The 15,848-nt window shown below is 73.8% G+C and carries 14 protein-coding genes; 10 read left to right on the top strand and 4 right to left on the bottom strand.

The genetic code is table 11. The annotated features are described in order from the left end of the window. Nucleotides 1–142 precede the first annotated feature (142 nt). The gene (locus ACFY8U_RS35820) at nt 143–1,417 is read right to left on the bottom strand and encodes a DUF1015 domain-containing protein (protein ID WP_389576291.1); all 1,275 of its coding nucleotides are present in this window, start codon (nt 1,415–1,417) and stop codon (nt 143–145) included. A gap of 79 nt (nt 1,418–1,496) precedes the next feature. Between ACFY8U_RS35820 and ACFY8U_RS35815 the strand changes: the two genes are divergently transcribed. The 4 genes from ACFY8U_RS35815 (at nt 1,497) to ACFY8U_RS35800 (ending at nt 5,725) form a co-directional block, all read left to right on the top strand. Then, on the top strand, nt 1,497–2,621 hold the full coding sequence (locus ACFY8U_RS35815; protein WP_389576290.1) for an HAD hydrolase-like protein: 1,125 nt from the start codon (nt 1,497–1,499) through the stop codon (nt 2,619–2,621). Between the two features lie 121 nt (nt 2,622–2,742). Beyond that, the gene (locus ACFY8U_RS35810) at nt 2,743–3,798 is read left to right on the top strand and encodes an iron chelate uptake ABC transporter family permease subunit (RefSeq protein WP_389576289.1); all 1,056 of its coding nucleotides are present in this window, start codon (nt 2,743–2,745) and stop codon (nt 3,796–3,798) included. Then, nucleotides 3,795–4,829 carry a FecCD family ABC transporter permease gene (locus tag ACFY8U_RS35805; RefSeq protein WP_389576288.1) on the top strand — a complete coding sequence of 345 codons (1,035 nt, stop codon included), beginning with the start codon at nt 3,795–3,797 and terminating at the stop codon, nt 4,827–4,829. The genes ACFY8U_RS35810 and ACFY8U_RS35805 overlap by 4 nt, the downstream gene beginning before the upstream one ends. A gap of 65 nt (nt 4,830–4,894) precedes the next feature. Further along, nucleotides 4,895–5,725 carry an ABC transporter ATP-binding protein gene (locus ACFY8U_RS35800; RefSeq protein ID WP_361770025.1) on the top strand — a complete coding sequence of 277 codons (831 nt, stop codon included), beginning with the start codon at nt 4,895–4,897 and terminating at the stop codon, nt 5,723–5,725. Here ACFY8U_RS35800 and ACFY8U_RS35795 read toward each other — a convergent pair. Then, complete coding sequence (locus tag ACFY8U_RS35795) at nt 5,714–6,061, bottom strand: SCP2 sterol-binding domain-containing protein (RefSeq protein ID WP_361608346.1); 348 nt, start codon at nt 6,059–6,061, stop codon at nt 5,714–5,716. The two genes, ACFY8U_RS35800 and ACFY8U_RS35795, sit on opposite strands and share 12 nt — an antisense overlap. A gap of 42 nt (nt 6,062–6,103) precedes the next feature. On the opposite strand from ACFY8U_RS35795, the gene ACFY8U_RS35790 reads away from it, so the two are divergent. The 4 genes from ACFY8U_RS35790 to recN all read left to right on the top strand — a co-directional run bounded on the left by ACFY8U_RS35790 (nt 6,104) and on the right by recN (nt 10,202). Next, nucleotides 6,104–6,478: a hypothetical protein gene (locus ACFY8U_RS35790; protein ID WP_389576287.1), complete on the top strand. Its 375-nt coding sequence runs from the start codon at nt 6,104–6,106 to the stop codon at nt 6,476–6,478. A gap of 84 nt (nt 6,479–6,562) precedes the next feature. Continuing rightward, nucleotides 6,563–7,378 (top strand): TlyA family RNA methyltransferase, encoded by an 816-nt coding sequence (locus tag ACFY8U_RS35785; RefSeq protein WP_361608342.1) that lies wholly within the window; start codon nt 6,563–6,565, stop codon nt 7,376–7,378. After that, nucleotides 7,375–8,292, top strand: coding sequence for an NAD kinase (locus tag ACFY8U_RS35780; protein ID WP_352191671.1), 918 nt, complete (start codon nt 7,375–7,377; stop codon nt 8,290–8,292). The genes ACFY8U_RS35785 and ACFY8U_RS35780 overlap by 4 nt, the downstream gene beginning before the upstream one ends. Before the next feature lie 191 nt (nt 8,293–8,483). After that, nucleotides 8,484–10,202: a DNA repair protein RecN gene (gene recN / locus ACFY8U_RS35775; protein ID WP_389576292.1), complete on the top strand. Its 1,719-nt coding sequence runs from the start codon at nt 8,484–8,486 to the stop codon at nt 10,200–10,202. A gap of 202 nt (nt 10,203–10,404) precedes the next feature. Here the strand turns inward: recN and ACFY8U_RS35770 are convergent, their stop codons facing one another. Next, nucleotides 10,405–11,679: a M23 family metallopeptidase gene (locus tag ACFY8U_RS35770; protein WP_389576286.1), complete on the bottom strand. Its 1,275-nt coding sequence runs from the start codon at nt 11,677–11,679 to the stop codon at nt 10,405–10,407. A gap of 572 nt (nt 11,680–12,251) precedes the next feature. On the opposite strand from ACFY8U_RS35770, the gene ACFY8U_RS35765 reads away from it, so the two are divergent. Both ACFY8U_RS35765 and ACFY8U_RS35760 read left to right on the top strand, forming a co-directional pair. Then, the gene (locus ACFY8U_RS35765) at nt 12,252–13,016 is read left to right on the top strand and encodes a hypothetical protein (protein ID WP_389576285.1); all 765 of its coding nucleotides are present in this window, start codon (nt 12,252–12,254) and stop codon (nt 13,014–13,016) included. A 90-nt stretch (nt 13,017–13,106) separates the two neighbouring features. Then, nucleotides 13,107–14,192 carry a glycosyltransferase family 4 protein gene (locus ACFY8U_RS35760; protein WP_389576284.1) on the top strand — a complete coding sequence of 362 codons (1,086 nt, stop codon included), beginning with the start codon at nt 13,107–13,109 and terminating at the stop codon, nt 14,190–14,192. 12 nt (nt 14,193–14,204) lie between these two features. Here the strand turns inward: ACFY8U_RS35760 and ACFY8U_RS35755 are convergent, their stop codons facing one another. Then, a complete protein-coding gene (locus ACFY8U_RS35755; protein WP_389576283.1) occupies nt 14,205–15,827 on the bottom strand; it encodes a PucR family transcriptional regulator in 1,623 nt (540 codons plus the stop codon). Nucleotides 15,828–15,848: the final 21 nt, after the last annotated feature.

Raw genomic sequence — 15,848 nt, 5'->3', positions numbered from 1 at the left:
CGCGCGGCCCCCCGCCCCGGCGCTCCCCCCCCGGGCCCCGCTCGGACCGACCCCCCCGGGCACCACACGGGCTTGGGGGTGTGTTATATGGGCACGGGGGGGGGGGGGCCCCCGGGGGGGGGGCCCCCCCTTCTCCATGTCCTCAGTCCAGCGCCAGGCTTCTGAGCACCAGGCCCGTCGCCGGCTTCGGCCCGAAGGAGGTCGACTTGCGCGGCATGGTGACGCCCTGTCGGGCCAGGTCCCGTACGACGTCCTCCCGTACCGGATGCATGAGCACCGCCGTACCGCCGCGGCGTTCCGCCTGCGCGACGGCGGCCTCGGTGTCGTGGATGTAGCTGATCTCCTCCGGGGCGTCCGGGATGTGCCACAGGTGGTCGAGCAGCGTGGCGTGCAGGACCGTGGCGTCCAGAGTGCGCCATGCCTCCGGGCGGTCGTCGGGGACCGTACGCGCGAGGAGTCCGGGGTCGGGCCGGTCCACGAGGTGGAAGGTTCCGTCTCCGGCGAGGACGAAGGCGTTGCCGTCGGACGCGGCGGACGCCAGGGCCTCCATGGCCTCCGGCAGCGCGCCCTCGACGCGGCGCACGCGGAAGCCGTCGCCGAGGGCGGCGAGGGCGTCGGAGACGGGGAGGCGGTTGAGCAGCCGGTGGATGGCGCGGACCCGGAGGGGGTAGCGGGCGGTGTCGATGAGCAGCACCAGGCCGTAGTTCCACGGGCTGGGCTGGGCGTGCTCCTCGCGGAGGCGGAGGTACGTCGCCCAGCGGTGGTGGCCGTCGGCGATCAGCGCCTGGTGCTCGGCCAGGCCGGCGGAGATCGCGGCGAGTTCGGCAGGGTCCGTGACCGCCCAGAGGCGGTGGCTGAAGCCGTCCTCCGTGGTGGTGGCGAGCAGGGGCTCGCGGTGGACGGTGCGTTCGATGACCTCGGCCGTCCCGTTGCCGTTGCCCCGGTAGGTGAGGAGGAGCGGTTCCAGGTTGGCCGCGGTGGTCCGCATCAGGGCGGCGCGGTCCTCGACGACGTGCGGCATGACGTCCTCGTGGGGGAGCACGATGCCCTCGGCCGGGGTGGAGAGTTCCAGGGCGCCGATGATGCCCCGTTGCAGGATGCCGTCGCCGCTCTGCTCGTACACGTACAGCGCGGGCTCGGGGTCCGGCGCGAGGACGCCGTCGGCGAGCCAGCGGTCGAGGGTGACGGCGGCCTTGCGGTGGCGGGTGCCGGCGGTGACGGCCTGAGGCAGGATCAGCCGGACGATGTTGTGGGGGTCGGCGGACTCGAGGTGGTGCAGTCCGTCGGGCCGTACGACGACGTCGTACGGCGGTGAGGTCACGGCGGCCAGGCTTCCGACCCGATCGGGGACATAACGGAGTCCCCGGAACGGGACCAGGTGCAGACCGTCATTGGCCGCAGGACCTCTGCTCATCATTGCGCAATCGTAAGTGCGCGGTGGCAATGAGCGATGATCGGGGGAGTCGGGACGGCTGAGACGTGAGGAGTACGAGGTCATGGGTGACGGCGGCCAGGGCGGTCAGAGCGTGCGGCAGGGCTCGGAACGGGTTCCGGAGCCGGGCTCGCACCCGGGCCTGCGGCACGGTTCGCGGGAGGTCAGGGACCGGCCGGCAGGGAGCGAGCGGGCGCTGAGCGAGGCGTACGACACGGCGCTGCTCGATCTGGACGGCGTCGTGTACGCGGGCGGGGAGGCGATCGCTCATGCCGTCGACGCGCTGGGCGTGGCCCGGGACGGCGGGATGCACCTCGCGTACGTCACCAACAACGCGCTGCGGACCCCGGACGCGGTGGCCGCGCATCTGACCGAGCTGGGGGTGCCGGCGGAGGCGGCGGACGTCATCACGTCCGCTCAGGCGGTGGCGCGGCTGATCGCCGACGAAGTGCCCGCCGGGTCGCCGGTGTTGGTGGTCGGTGGGGAGGGGCTGCGGGTCGCGCTGCGTGAGCGGGGCCTGGAGCCGGTGGAGTCGGCGGACGTGGACGGTCTGGCGGCCGTGGTGCAGGGGTACGGCGGGCCGGATATGCCGTGGGGGCGGTTCGCGGAGGCGGGCTACGCGGTGGCGCGGGGTGTGCCGTGGTACGCCTCGAACACGGACCTGACGATTCCGGGGGCGCGGGGGATCGGGCCGGGGAACGGGGCGGCGGTGGAGGTCGTACGGATCGCCACGGGCGGTGCAGTGGAGCCGAAGGTGGCCGGTAAGCCGCTGCCGCCGATGCACCGCGAGACGGTGCTGCGGACGGGGGCCGAGCGGCCGCTGGTGGTCGGGGACCGGCTGGACACGGACATCGAGGGGGCCTTCAACGGGGGCGTGGACTCGCTGCTCGTACTGACGGGCGTGACGGACGTGGCGCAGCTGCTCGCCGCGGTTCCGGAGCACCGGCCGACGTATGTGGACGCGGATCTGCGGGGGTTGCTGACCGGGCAGCCGCACGTGGCCGGGGTGCACGGTGGCTTCGTGTGCGGTGGCTGGTCGGCCGAGGCGCGCGGTGGCGAGCTCGTCCTCGACGGCGAGGGGCACGCTCTGGACGGGGTGCGGGCGCTGTGCGCGGCGGCGTGGACGGAAGCCGGGGCGGGGGCCTGCGGGTTGGACGCGGGGAAGGCGCTGGAGCGGCTGGGGCTGTGACGGGCGGGGGCGGTGGCCGGGGCTCGCTCTCTGCGGCTGTTCCGACCCGGGGCCCGCACCGGGGTTCTGACCTGCGTACGGGGATCGAACACCGATAGCAGGGTAGGCTAACCTAACTCCCGTGTTGGTCGAGAGTCCCTCCCGAGCGAGCGCGGATTCGACCGGCCCCGAGCAGAAGCCGACGCGCCGGCATTCCGTGCGCGCCGTCGGGTTGGTCGCGGCCGTCGGAGTCCTGCTGCTGGTCTGTGTCCTGAGCGTCATGATCGGCGCCAAACCGGTGCCGCTCGGCGACGTGTGGCACGGGCTGTTCCAGAACACCGGCGTAGGAAACGACGTCATCATTCATGACGTACGCGTCCCCCGGACTCTTCTCGGACTGCTCGTCGGTGTCGCCCTCGGTCTCTCCGGGGCCGTGATGCAGGGCCTCACCCGTAACCCGCTCGCCGAGCCCGGACTCCTCGGTGTCAACGCCGGTGCCGCCGCGGCCGTCGTCTCCGCGATCGCCTTCCTCGGGATCACGGACGTCAGCGACTACATCTGGTTCGCGTTCGCCGGCGCCGCCGTCGTCTCCGTCGTCGTGTACGTCCTCGGTGGCAGCCGCAGCTCCACGCCCGTGCGTCTCGCGCTCGCCGGGACCGCCGCCACCGCCGCGCTCTACGGCTACGTCAACGCCGTCCAGCTGCTGAACTCGGCCGCGCTCGACCGGCTCCGCTTCTGGACCGTCGGCTCGCTCGCCTCCGCCGACATGGAGACCGTGCGCCGCGTGGCGCCGTTCATCCTCGTCGGCGTCGTCCTCGCCCTGCTCATCTCCCGGCCGCTCAACGCCATGGAGCTGGGCGACGACACCGCCCGCGCGCTCGGCGCCGACCTCAACCGCACCCGCGTCATCGCGATGGCCGCCGTCACGCTGATGTGCGGCGCCGCGACCGCTGCCTGCGGGCCGATCGTGTTCCTCGGCCTGATGGTCCCGTATCTCGTACGCGCCATCACCGGCCCCGACATGCGCTGGATCCTCCCGTACGCGGCCGTCCTCTCGCCCGTCCTGCTCCTCGGCTCCGACGTGGTCGGCCGGCTCGTCGCCCGCCCCGCGGAGCTCCAGGTCGGCATCGTCACCGCGCTGATCGGCGGACCCGTCTTCATCCGCCTCGTCCGCCGCAAGAGGATGGCCCAGCTGTGACCACCAAGACGCTACGGACCGGCGCCGGGCTCTCCCTGCGCTACGCGCCCCGCGCCGCCCTTTCCATGGTCGGGCTGCTCGCCCTGACCCTCGCCGCCGCCGTCGTGCTCATCGGCAGCGGAGACTTCCCCATCGCCCCCGGTGACGTGGTGGCCACCCTCCTCGGCGACGGCACCGCCGTCCAGGAGTTCGCCGTCATGGACCTGCGGCTGCCGCGCGTCCTCGTCGCCGTCTTCGTCGGCGCGGCGCTCGGCATCGGCGGCGCGGTGTTCCAGTCCATCTCCCGCAACCCGCTCGGCAGCCCCGACGTCATCGGCTTCGGTCAGGGCGCCACGGTCGGCGCGCTGGCCGTCATCGTCCTCTTCCAGGGCAGTGCCATGGCCGCCGCGGGAGGCGCCGTCGTCGGAGCGCTGGTCACCGGCACCGCGATCTACCTGCTGGCCTGGAAGCGCGGAATCCACGGCTACCGGCTCGTCCTCGTCGGCATCGGCGCGGCCGCCATGCTCACCGCCGTCATCCACTACCTCATCACCAAGGCCAACCTCGTCGACGCCACCCGGGCGACCGTCTGGATGACGGGTTCGCTCGACGGGCGCGACTGGGAGCAGTTCTGGCCGCTGTTCGCCGTCTGCTGCGTCCTGATCCCGCTGGTCCTGGGCCACGGGCGGGCGCTGCGAATGCTGGAGATGGGCGACGACGCCGCGTACGCCCTCGGTGTGAAGGTCGAGCGGACCCGCATCGTGCTGATGGGCTCCGCCGTGCTGCTCGTCGCCGTGGCGACCGCCGCGGCCGGGCCCATCGTCTTCGTGTCGCTCAGCGCCCCGCAGCTCGCGCGCCGGCTGACCCGATCGCCCGGCCCCAACCTCGCCGCCTCCGCCCTCATGGGCTCCGTCCTGCTGCTCGTCGCCGACTGGACCGCGACCAACGCCTTCGGCGACCGGCAGCTGCCGGTGGGTGTCGTCACCGGAGTGCTCGGCGGCTGCTATCTGCTGTGGCTGCTCGTCACCGAACGCAAGGCGGGACGGATATGACGGACGCGAAGGTGACGGCCGCCGGCATGACCGATTCGAACGAGAAGAACATCAGGAGCACCTCCATGGACCGCCAGACCCAGCGGCTCGGCGCGGAATCGGTCACCCTCGCCTACGACCAGCGGGTCATCGCCCGCGACCTGACCGTCGAGATCCCCGACAACTCGTTCACGGTCATCGTCGGGCCCAACGCCTGCGGCAAGTCGACCCTGCTGCGCGCCCTGTCCCGGATGCTCAAGCCCTCGGAGGGCCGGGTGCTCCTCGACGGGCAGAGCATCCACACCCTGCCGGCCAAGAAGGTCGCCAGGACCCTCGGTCTGCTGCCCCAGTCCTCCATCGCCCCCGACGGCATCACGGTCGCCGACCTCGTGGCCCGCGGGCGCTACCCCCACCAGGGGCTGCTGCGTCAGTGGTCGCCGGAGGACGAGCGGATCGTCCAGGAGTCGATGGCCGCGACCGGCGTGGCGGAGCTGGCCGAGCGGTACGTCGACGAGCTGTCCGGCGGACAGCGCCAGCGGGTGTGGATCGCGATGGCGCTCGCCCAGCAGACCCCGCTGCTGCTCCTCGACGAGCCCACGACCTTCCTGGACATCCAGCACCAGATCGACGTCCTCGACCTCTGCGCCGAGCTGCACGAGACCCAGGGACGGACGCTCGTCGCCGTCCTCCACGACCTCAACCACGCGGCCCGGTACGCCACCCACCTCATCGCCGTCCGCGGTGGCGAGGTCGTCGCCGAGGGGCCGCCCGCCGAGGTGGTGACGGCCGAGCTCGTCGAGAGGGTCTTCGGGCTCCGCTGCCAGGTCATCGAGGACCCGGAGACGGGCACGCCGCTCGTGGTGCCGGCGGGGCGGAAGGCCCGGGGCAGGAAGCAGGAGCCCGCGCTACAGAAGTGAGCGCAGTTTCAGCAGGTCGCGGAAGCCGGCCTCCAGCCTGACCCGGCCGGAGGCCCAGGCCTTCGCGAAGTTCAGCTCGCCGTCCACCATCGCCACGAGGTCGTCGCCCGTCATCGCCAGACGGATCTGCGCCTTGCCGGGAGGTGGTCCCGGCACCGTGTCCTGGACCTCGACCCGGCCGCCCGCGAGGCGGCCGGTGAAGGTCGTGTCCAGGTCCGTGATGTGGCAGCTCAGGCTGCGGTCGAGCGCGGCAGCGCTGCGTACCTCGCTGTCCGCGCGCGAGAGGTTGTCCGAAAGTTTGTCGAGTGCGCTGCGGCACTCCTCGATCGTGGCCATCGTGATCGACCGTACCTCAGGGCTTCGCGATAGCGTCGGGGGATGAGCGACGTGACGGATGCAGCCCCGGGCGGGGACCGGGAGCCGGCCCAGGCCGCCGGACCGGGCCCGGACGCCCCCCAGGCCCAGGACGCGGCGTCGGGCCGGGGCGAGGCGGCGGGCGAGGCGGCGGGCACGGGCGAGGCGGCGGGCACGGGCGGGGAGACGGCTTTCGAGCCCGCCGCGCCCGCGCCCCTCGGCGTGGAGCGCGTCCCCACCGGCCGTCCCGCCGTGGACGCCCTCCTGGAGCGGCTCGGCGACGCGGACCACCTCCCGGCGGACGGACACCTGGAGGTGTACGAGGATGTACACCGTGGGCTGCGCGACGAGCTGACCTCGCTCGACGCCGTACGCCCCGGACCGAGCCCCGGACCGTGAACGGTCCCGTCGGCATCTCCGTACAACCAGTCGTAGAACCCCGTCATAAGAACCCGTCGTACAACCACAGGAGCTGAACCGAACGTGGCAGGAGTGGCACGCCGCCGTCTGGACGCCGAGCTGGTACGCCGCAAGCTCGCCCGCTCGCGCGAGCACGCCAGCCAGCTGATCGCCGCCGGGCGGGTGACCGTCGGCAAGACGGTCGCGACCAAGCCCGCCACCCAGGTCGAGACGGCCGCGGCCATCCTCGTCGCCCAGGACGACGCCGACCCCGACTACGTCTCGCGCGGCGGCCACAAGCTGGCCGGTGCCTTCGCCGCCTTCGTGCCGCAGGGGCTGACGATCGAGGGCCGGCGGGCGCTGGACGCGGGCGCGTCGACCGGTGGGTTCACGGACGTCCTGCTGCGGGCGGGCGCCGCGCACGTCGTCGCCGTCGACGTCGGCTACGGACAGCTCGCGTGGTCGCTGCAGAGCGACGAGCGGGTCACCGTGAAGGACCGGACGAACGTCCGCGAACTGACCCTCGACGCCATCGACGACACCCCCGTCGACCTGGTCGTCGGCGACCTCTCCTTCATCCCGCTCGGCCTCGTGCTGCCCGCCCTCGTGCGCTGCACCGCCCCCGACGCGGACCTCGTGCTCATGGTGAAGCCGCAGTTCGAGGTGGGCAAGGAGCGGCTCGGCACGGGCGGCGTCGTCCGCAGCCCCGAGCTCCGGGCCGACACCGTACGGAACGTGGCGCGCCAGGCGGCCGAGCTCGGGCTCGGGGTGCTGGGCGTGACGGCGAGCCCGCTGCCCGGCCCCTCAGGCAACGTCGAGTACTTTCTGTGGCTGCGGGCAGGGGCGCCCGCGCTGGATCCGGCGGATGTCGACCGCGCCGTGGCGGAGGGACCTCGTTGAGCTCAACGACCGCACCACCTGGTAGCCGTACTGTCTTCCTGCTCGCGCACACCGGCCGGCCGGCCGCCGTGCGCAGCGCCGAACTCGTCGTACTCGGACTCCTGCGGAGCGGCATCGGCGTCCGCGTCCTGGAGGCGGAGGCGGCCGACCTGCCGCTGCCGCCGTCCGTGGAGACCGTGCCGGAGGCCTGCACCGACGCGCTGGAGGGCTGCGAGCTGCTCGTCGTCCTCGGCGGCGACGGGACGCTCCTGCGCGGCTCGGAGTTCTCGCGGGCGTCCGGCGTGCCGATGCTCGGCGTCAACCTCGGCCGGGTCGGCTTCCTCGCGGAGGCCGAGCGCGACGACCTCGACAAGGTCGTCGACCGGGTCGTCACGCGCGCGTACGAGGTCGAGGAGCGGATGACCCTCGACGTGGTCGTGTACGAGAACGGTGACGTGCTGCACCGGGACTGGGCGCTGAACGAGGCGGCCGTGCAGAAGGTCTCCCCGGAACGGATGCTGGAGGTCGTGCTCGCGATCGACGGCCGGCCGGTCACCGGCTTCGGCTGCGACGGGGTGATCTGCGCGACTCCGACGGGTTCGACGGCGTACGCCTTCTCGGCCGGCGGGCCGGTGATCTGGCCCGAGGTCGAGGCGCTGCTCATGGTCCCGATCGGGGCGCACGCCCTGTTCGCCAAGCCGCTCGTGACGACGCCGGAGTCCGTCCTCGCGGTGGAGGTCGAGCCGCACACGCCGAACGGCGTGCTGTGGTGCGACGGCCGCCGGACGGTCGAACTCCCGGCCGGCGCACGGGTCGAGGTCCGGCGGGGCGCGGTGCCGGTACGGCTCGCCCGGCTGCACCACGCCTCCTTCACGGACCGGCTCGTGGCGAAGTTCGCCCTGCCGGTCTCGGGGTGGCGCGGGGCTCCCCACTAGGGCGGAAACGGTCTATGGTCTGGGCACTCCCGATGCCGCGACAGTGGCCCGGGGACGCCCCGACCGGGTTCGGGGCTTCCCACCCCCACGGGTGACAGCCGCGCTCCCGACCTGCGGATTCACCCCGTTCCGGCAGGGTCCGTCGCACAGGCGGGGCTGGACCTCGTAAGGTCTTCCCCGTGTTGGAGGAGATGCGGATACGGTCGCTCGGGGTCATCGACGACGCTGTTGTCGAGCTGTCGCCCGGTTTCACCGCGGTGACAGGCGAGACCGGCGCCGGCAAGACCATGGTCGTGACCAGCCTGGGGCTGCTGCTCGGCGGGCGCGCCGACCCTGCCCTGGTGCGGATCGGCGCGGGTTCCGCCGTGGTCGAGGGGCGGATCGCGCTGCCCGTCGGCTCGGGCGTCGCCGTACGCGCCGAGGAGGCGGGTGCCGAGCTGGACGACGGCACGCTGCTCGTCAGCCGGACGGTCTCGGCCGAGGGCCGCTCGCGCGCCCATCTCGGCGGGCGTTCCGTGCCGGTCGGCCTGCTCGCCGAGATCGCGGACGAGCTCGTGGCCGTGCACGGCCAGACCGACCAGCAGGGTCTGCTCAAGCCGGCCCGGCAGCGCGGCGCGCTCGACCGGTACGCGGGCGAGGCCGTCGCCGTACCGCTCGCCTCGTACGGGGAGGCGTACCGGCGGCTGCGGGCCGTCGTCGCCGAGCTGGACGAGATCACCACCCGGGCGCGCGAGCGGGCCCAGGAGGCCGATCTGCTGCGTTTCGGGCTCGGCGAGATCGAGGCCGTGGAACCGCGGGCCGGGGAGGACGTCGAGCTGGCCGCGGAGGCGGAGCGGCTCGGGCACGCCGAGGCCCTCGCCTCGGCCGCCGCGCTCGCGCACGCGGCGCTCGCCGGACAGCCCGAGGACCCGGAGGCCGTCGACGCGACGACCCTGGTCGCGGGTGCGGGGCGCGCGCTCGACGCCGTACGGTCGCACGATCCGGCGCTCGCGGCGCTCGCGGACCGGATGGGCGAGATCTCCATCCTGCTCGCCGACGTGGCGGGGGAGCTCGCCGGATACGCCGACAACCTGGACGCCGACCCGCGCCGCCTCGCGGCCGTGGAGGAGCGGCGGGCGGCGTTGACGCAGCTCACACGGAAGTACGGCGAGGACGTCGCGGCCGTTCTGGCGTGGGCGCAGGAGAGCGCGGCCCGGCTCACGGAGCTGGAGGGCGACGACGACCGGATCGGCGAACTGACCGCCGAGCGGGACGCGCTGCGGGCCGAACTGTCGGTCCTCGCGCAGGCGCTCACCGACGCGCGGACCGAGGCGGCGGCGCGGTTCGCCGACGCGGTCACCGCGGAACTCGCCTCGCTGGCCATGCCCCATGCGCGCGTGTCGTTCGCGATCAGCCAGACCGAGGACCCGGAGGGCGTCGAGGTCGGCGGGCGCCGGGTCGCTTACGCGCCGTCCGGTGCCGACGAGGTCGAGCTGCTGCTCGCTCCGCACCCGGGCGCGCCGCCGCGGCCGATCGCCAAGGGCGCGTCCGGTGGTGAGCTGTCGCGGGTGATGCTTGCGGTGGAGGTCGTCTTCGCGGGGACGGACCCGGTGCCGACGTATCTCTTCGACGAGGTCGACGCGGGCGTCGGCGGCAAGGCGGCCGTGGAGATCGGCCGCCGGCTGGCGAAGCTCGCGAAGACGGCGCAGGTCGTGGTCGTCACCCACCTGCCGCAGGTCGCGGCGTTCGCCGATCGCCAGCTGCTGGTGGAGAAGACGAACGACGGCTCGGTGACCCGCTCCGGCGTGACCGTCCTGGAGGGCGAGGACCGGGTCCGGGAGCTGTCGCGGATGCTGGCGGGCCAGGAGGACTCGGAGACGGCCCGCGCCCACGCGGAGGAACTCCTGGCGACGGCCCGGGCGGACGGCTGAGCGCCGCCTGGAGGGGTGGGCGCCGCTGAGGGTCGAGTGGCCCTCGAAGGCGACGCGGGCCGGTAGCTGACGGCGCGGTGCGCTGCCCGAGCGGCGGGGGCCTGCGTGCCGGTGGCCGTGGGCGGCTGAGCGCCCTGCCGTGCGCCCCGGGCAGCGACTGCCCGGGGCGCGAGTCCGGGACGACGGCCCGACCGGAGGCCGGTCAGAACTCCAGGACCTCGCGGTCGAGCGGATAGCGCGCGCGGTGACGGCCGTCGTACGGGGAGGGTGTGATCGGCAGGACGCCGGTCGGCTGCAGGCCCAGGTTGTCGTCCCAGATCCGGGGTTCGACCTGTCCGACGACGCGGAACTGCCGGAAGGTGAACGGTGGGCTGTCGGTCGGGAAGAACTGGGCTGTGGTCATCACCTGGAAGTGCAGGTGGGGCGTGGTCGAGTTGCCGCTGTTGCCGATCAGGCCGAGGACCTGGCCGGGTTCGACCCGGTCGCCCTCCCGGACCTTGAGCGAGCCGGCCGCCAGGTGGGCGTAGAGCAGATAGCGGCCCGGCGCGACCTCCAGGGTGACGTGGTTGCCGACGGTCTCCTCGATCGGCGGGACGGGCGGCGTGACGGGCGGCGTGTTGTCCCGGATTCCGTCCTGGACCTCCACCACTCTGCCGCCGGCCGAGGCCACGACCGGCTGACGGTAGCTCAGGTAGCTGGTGAGCTGCGCGGGGTCGCCCTCCCAGGTCTGCCCCTGCTCGCCGACCCGGTACCAGTCGATCGCGAAGCGCTGCGGCACGTAGAAGCGACCGTTGATCGGGCCGAGGCCGCGCCGGTGGTGGGTGTTGCCGCAGCACGACTCGCTGGAGTACCAGGTGCCAGGACGGACCGGCGCACCCAGATTCAACGGCCCGGTGCGGGAGAGCCGGGTGCGCTGCACCGTCTCCTCGAAGGCGGAGGAGCCGGAGGCGGTCAGGACGGCACCCGAGAGATGGTGTTCGACGGCCCTGGGCGCGGGCTGACCGCGGTCGAGGATCAGGTCGATCCAGATGACCCACTGCTGGGAGCCCTGGATGACGGTCGGCGTCGGCCCCGGCGGCGCCGGGGTGTACCCGTCCGCACCCGGCAGGGGGTCACCCACCGGATTGGCGGCGTCGGCCAGCGCCTGCCCGCTCAGCGAGCCGATGACCCGATGGGTGCGGGCGTCCCGGACGTCGACACGGTCGAGCCGCACCGGCGTGCTGCTGGACAGTGAGCTGGTGGTGAGCAGCTCGTACGAGAGGTGGGTCTTGCCGTCCGTGGCGACGAACGGCGTCGGTTCGGTCATCACCGCCGCCGTCAACGGTGTGAACTGTGCGCCGGACGCCGCCGGAGCGTCCGCGTCGGTCCCGTATCCGGGTCCCGTCGAGGCCACCAGCAAGCCAGCCGCGAGCACGGCGGCGGCGAGGCCGCGGAGCAGGGGGCGACACGTGCGGTTGCGAGGTTCGCGCTTTGCCATGGAGCTCTTTCGTCCGTCGGACCCGGCTCTGGAAGGCCGCCGGCACGCCCCGCCGCAGAGGCGCAGGCCCATGTAATCCGGCTGCTCGCCGTTGCGGTCGGAGGACCCCGAGGGCAGCCGCCGAACTGCACCCGTCCAGCCCCATCGCCCACCGGGCCGGCGGTCACCCAGCAGCCGCATCTTCACCTCGGTCAGGCTCTCGTGCATTCGCAACGCCTCGACCTCGTCGAGCTCGCCGCATCCGACCCGTTCAAACAGCAGCGACACTGCCTGCGAGCGCACCGGTTTTGGTGCGACCAGCTAATGATCGGGACTGATCCGCACCCCGGTCGCCACGATGTGCAGCAAGGTCCTGGCATCGGCCACGTAGCGCGTCATGGCTCGCGGAATACGGCAGGGCATCCCACGCCCTCCCGAACGCGTCGGTGCGGATCGAGCCGTAATCAGCGGCTCGTTCGGGCGAGATCTTTGATCCAGCTCCCCAAAGGCGTCGCCCTGAGGAGTCCGGGGGGTCGCCTTGAGGTCCCGGGGGCCGCTTCCGGGGCGGGTGGGGGTGTGCCTAGGGTGGGGGCGTGATCGGGACGTGGAGCAGGGTGGGGGCGTTCGTCGTGGCCGCGGGGGTCGCGCGGGCGGCGTACGGGGCGTTGCGGCGGCGGGACGATCCGCGGTGGCGGCGGGAGAACCACGCGGGGCGGAGCGTCGACCTGTACGCCGGTCCCGCCACCGCCCTCGGTGCGGCCGTGGGGATCGCGAGCGCGGCGAGACGGGGGTCCACCCGGCAGGAGACCGGGGCAGGGCCGGCGGCCTTCGCCGTGCTCGCCGCCGGGGCCTGCGGGGCGTACGACGACGTGAGGGGCGACCACCGCCGGGGCTTCCGTGCGCACCTCGGGGCCCTGCGCGAGGGCGAGGTCACCAGCGGGACCGTGAAGCTCCTCGGGATCGGCGCGACCGGGCTCGTGGCCGGGGCACTGCTCAAGGAGCGCCCCGTCGACAAGGTCCTCGCGGGCGTCGTCATCGCCGGCACCGCGCACTTCGTCAACCTCGTGGACGTGGCGCCGGGGCGTGCCGGGTTGACGGTGCTCGGGCTCGCCGCACCGGGACTGCTGCGCGGAACGCTGGCCGCCGCCCCCATGGGCGCCGCGATCGCCGTCCTGGCCGAAGACCTCGGGGAGCGCACCATGCTCGGTGATACCGGCGCCCACGCGCTCGGCGCCGCCGTCGGCAGTGCCATCGCCGCCGGGAACGGGCGGTTCGGACTCGCGGTCCACGCGGCCGCGCTCATCGCCGCGACGGCTTACGGAGACCAGGTCAGCACCCTCGCGCGTTCACCCGTGTGAGTGATAGCGCGTGACGAGTTGGGGCCTTGGACACGGCGACGACGGGCCTTCGGTGCCGGAACGTGCGTACGGGCTGGCATCCTTGGGCGCGTGACACAGCTCCGTACGGTCCAAGTGCTGGGCGGCGGCAGCGCGGGCAGCAGCGCGCACGTCCGATCACTTGCCTCGGGGCTCGTGGCGAGGGGCGTGCGGGTGACCGTGTGCGCCCCGGCCGAACTCGACCGCGCCTACGACTTCATCGGCGCCGGCGCGCACTTCGTGCCCGTCCCGCGCCGCAACGACCCCGCGACGGTCGCTCAGCTCCGTAGCGCCTGCATCGGCGCCGACGTCGTGCACGCGCACGGCCTGCACGCCTCCGTACGCGCGACGCTCGCGCTGTCGGGCGCGGTCCGTGCGCCATCGCTCGTGACGACCTGGCACACCCGCAGCCACGTGGACGGGGCGCGGGGCGGGCTGCTGCGGCTGCTCGAACGGAAGACGGTGCGGGCGTCGGCCGTCGTCCTGGGGACCTCGTCGGAGCTGGTCGACCGGGCGCGGCGGCGGGGCGCGCGCGACGCACGCCTCGCCCCCGTGACCGTGCCCGCCTCACGGGCACCCGTCTGTCTGCACGACGGCAAGGCGCGGGCGGAACTGGGCGCGGTGGACAGGCCGTTGCTGATGGCCGTCGGCGCGCTGGTGCCCGAGCGGGGGTACGGGCTGCTCCTGGACGCGGCCCGGGAGTGGCGGGACATGGATCCGCAGCCCCTGCTGGTGATCGCGGGCGAGGGGCGCGAACGTGCCGCGCTCCAGCGTCGGATCGAGGCGGAGGGCCTCGCCGTCCGGCTGATCGGCCGCCGCGAGGACGTCGCGGAGCTCCTGGCGGCTGCCGACGTGGCGGTCCTGCCGTCCCGCTGGGAGGCGCGGGCCCTGCTCGCGCAGGAGGCGTTGCGGCTCGGTGTGCCGCTGGTCGCCACGGCGGTCGGCGGTGTGCCCGAACTGGTCGGTCACGCCGCGGAGTTGGTGCCGTGGGGTGACGCGCCGGCGCTGGCGGAGGCCGTACGCGGGCTGCTGGAGGACGCCGACCGCCGCATGGACCTGGCGGCGGCGGGACGGATGCAGGCCAGGACCTGGCCGACGGAGGACGAGACGATCGCGCACGTCCTGAGCGTGTACGACGAGCTGTCCGGCCGCCCCTGAGCCCGTCCCGCCCTACGGCGTGTGTCGTCGCGCCCGGAGCGCGAGCGACAGGGCGAGCACCGTCTGCGGGTCGTCCAGGTCGGTGCCGAGGAGTTCGGAGATACGGGCCAGGCGGTTGTAGAGCGTCTGTCGGTTGAGATGGAGTTCGCGCGCCGTCTCCGCCTTCCGGCCCGCGTGGGCGAGGTAGGTCTCCAGGGTCGGGAGCAGCGGCGGGCGGGCGGTTCGGTCGTGATCCCGCAGGGGGCCGATCGCCCGGTCCACGAAGGCCGCGAGGTCCGGATGGTCGCGCAGGCGCCACAGCAGCAGGTCGATGTCGAGGCGCCGCGCGTCGTACCAGGGGCGGTCGGAGAGGCCCTGCGCGGCCGTCGCCGTCTCGCCCACGTGCCGCAGGGACGCCGATGCCGCCGCCCAGCCGCCCGCGACGCCCACCACGACCACCGGCGGATGCGCCCCGGGCCTTTCGAGACCGGCCCGCTCCACACCCGCGCGCAGCGCCGTCGCGACCCGGTCCGCCACCGCCGTACGCTCCGACTCCGAGCGCAGGCCGAGCAGCAGAGGCACCCGGCCCTCCACCGGCCGTACGCCGAGCAGGACCGGAACGCCCACCGACGACAGCTCCTCCAGGACCGCCCGGGCGAGCAGCGCCCAGTTGCCCGACGGGGAGAGTTCGGAGGCGAGACGCATGACCACGGGCAGCAGCGGGCCGTCCCCCGGGCGGAAGCCCAGCACCCGTGCCTGCGCCGGCGCGTCCTCGGGAGTGATCCGGCCCTCCGCCAGGTCCGTCAGGAAGTCGCCCCTGCCCCGCGCCGCCAGCTCCTCCTCCTGGCGGGCCTGCATCAGCACGACCGCCAGGATCCCCGCCGCCCGCTCGGCCGCCATCCGGTGCACCGGGGCGAGCGGTCCGGAGACCGCGAGGAGCACAAGGCGGGCGCGGACCGATCCCGTACCGGGTCCTCCGCCGGGCACGTCCACGAGCACGGCTCCCGTCGGCGGCCCCGACTCGCGTGCCGCCCGCTGGCCTCGCAGCCCGTCCCACACCTGGAGCGGGTCCGCCGGCCCCGACTCCGTGCCGGCCGCGTAGAGCAGCTGCCCGTCCGCCGTCTCCAGGAAGACCGGGTTCGCCGCGAAGTCGGCGAGGATCCGCAGCACCTGCGGCACCCCGCCGCCGCCGAGCAGCGCCTCCGTGCACTGCCGGTGGACCTCCTCGGCCTGCCGCAGCAGCGCGTAGTGGCCGTTGACGATCTCGGTGTGGATCTCCTCCGTGACGGCCACGAACGGCACCTCGCGGTGCAGCTGCACCAGCGGCAGGCCGGCCGACCGCGCCGTCTCCACGATCGTCGCCGGAAGCCGCGAGAACCTCGGCCCCAGCTCCACCACCAGCGCCGCGATGCCCCGGTCCGCGAGCCGCCGTACGAAGGCGCGCTGCTCTGCCGGGCGGGTACCGAGCCCCAGGCCGGTCGTGAGCAGCAGCTCGCCGCCCTTGAGCAGCGACGCGATGTTGGGGACCTCGCCCGCGTGCACCCAGCGCACGGTCCGGTTCAGCCGGTCCGCACCCGCGACCACCTCCGGGAGGCCGCTGCGGAGTCCGGGCAGCTCCAGCGCCCGCTGCACGGTGATCCCGCCCTGACTGTCCATGGAGCCGGACGCTACCTCCGT

This window comes from Streptomyces sp. NPDC012508 (genome assembly GCF_042902595.1).
Lineage (GTDB): Bacteria > Actinomycetota > Actinomycetes > Streptomycetales > Streptomycetaceae > Streptomyces.
The sequence above is the reverse complement of the archived record's forward strand: the minus strand, read 5'-3'. Positions and strand labels throughout refer to the sequence as shown.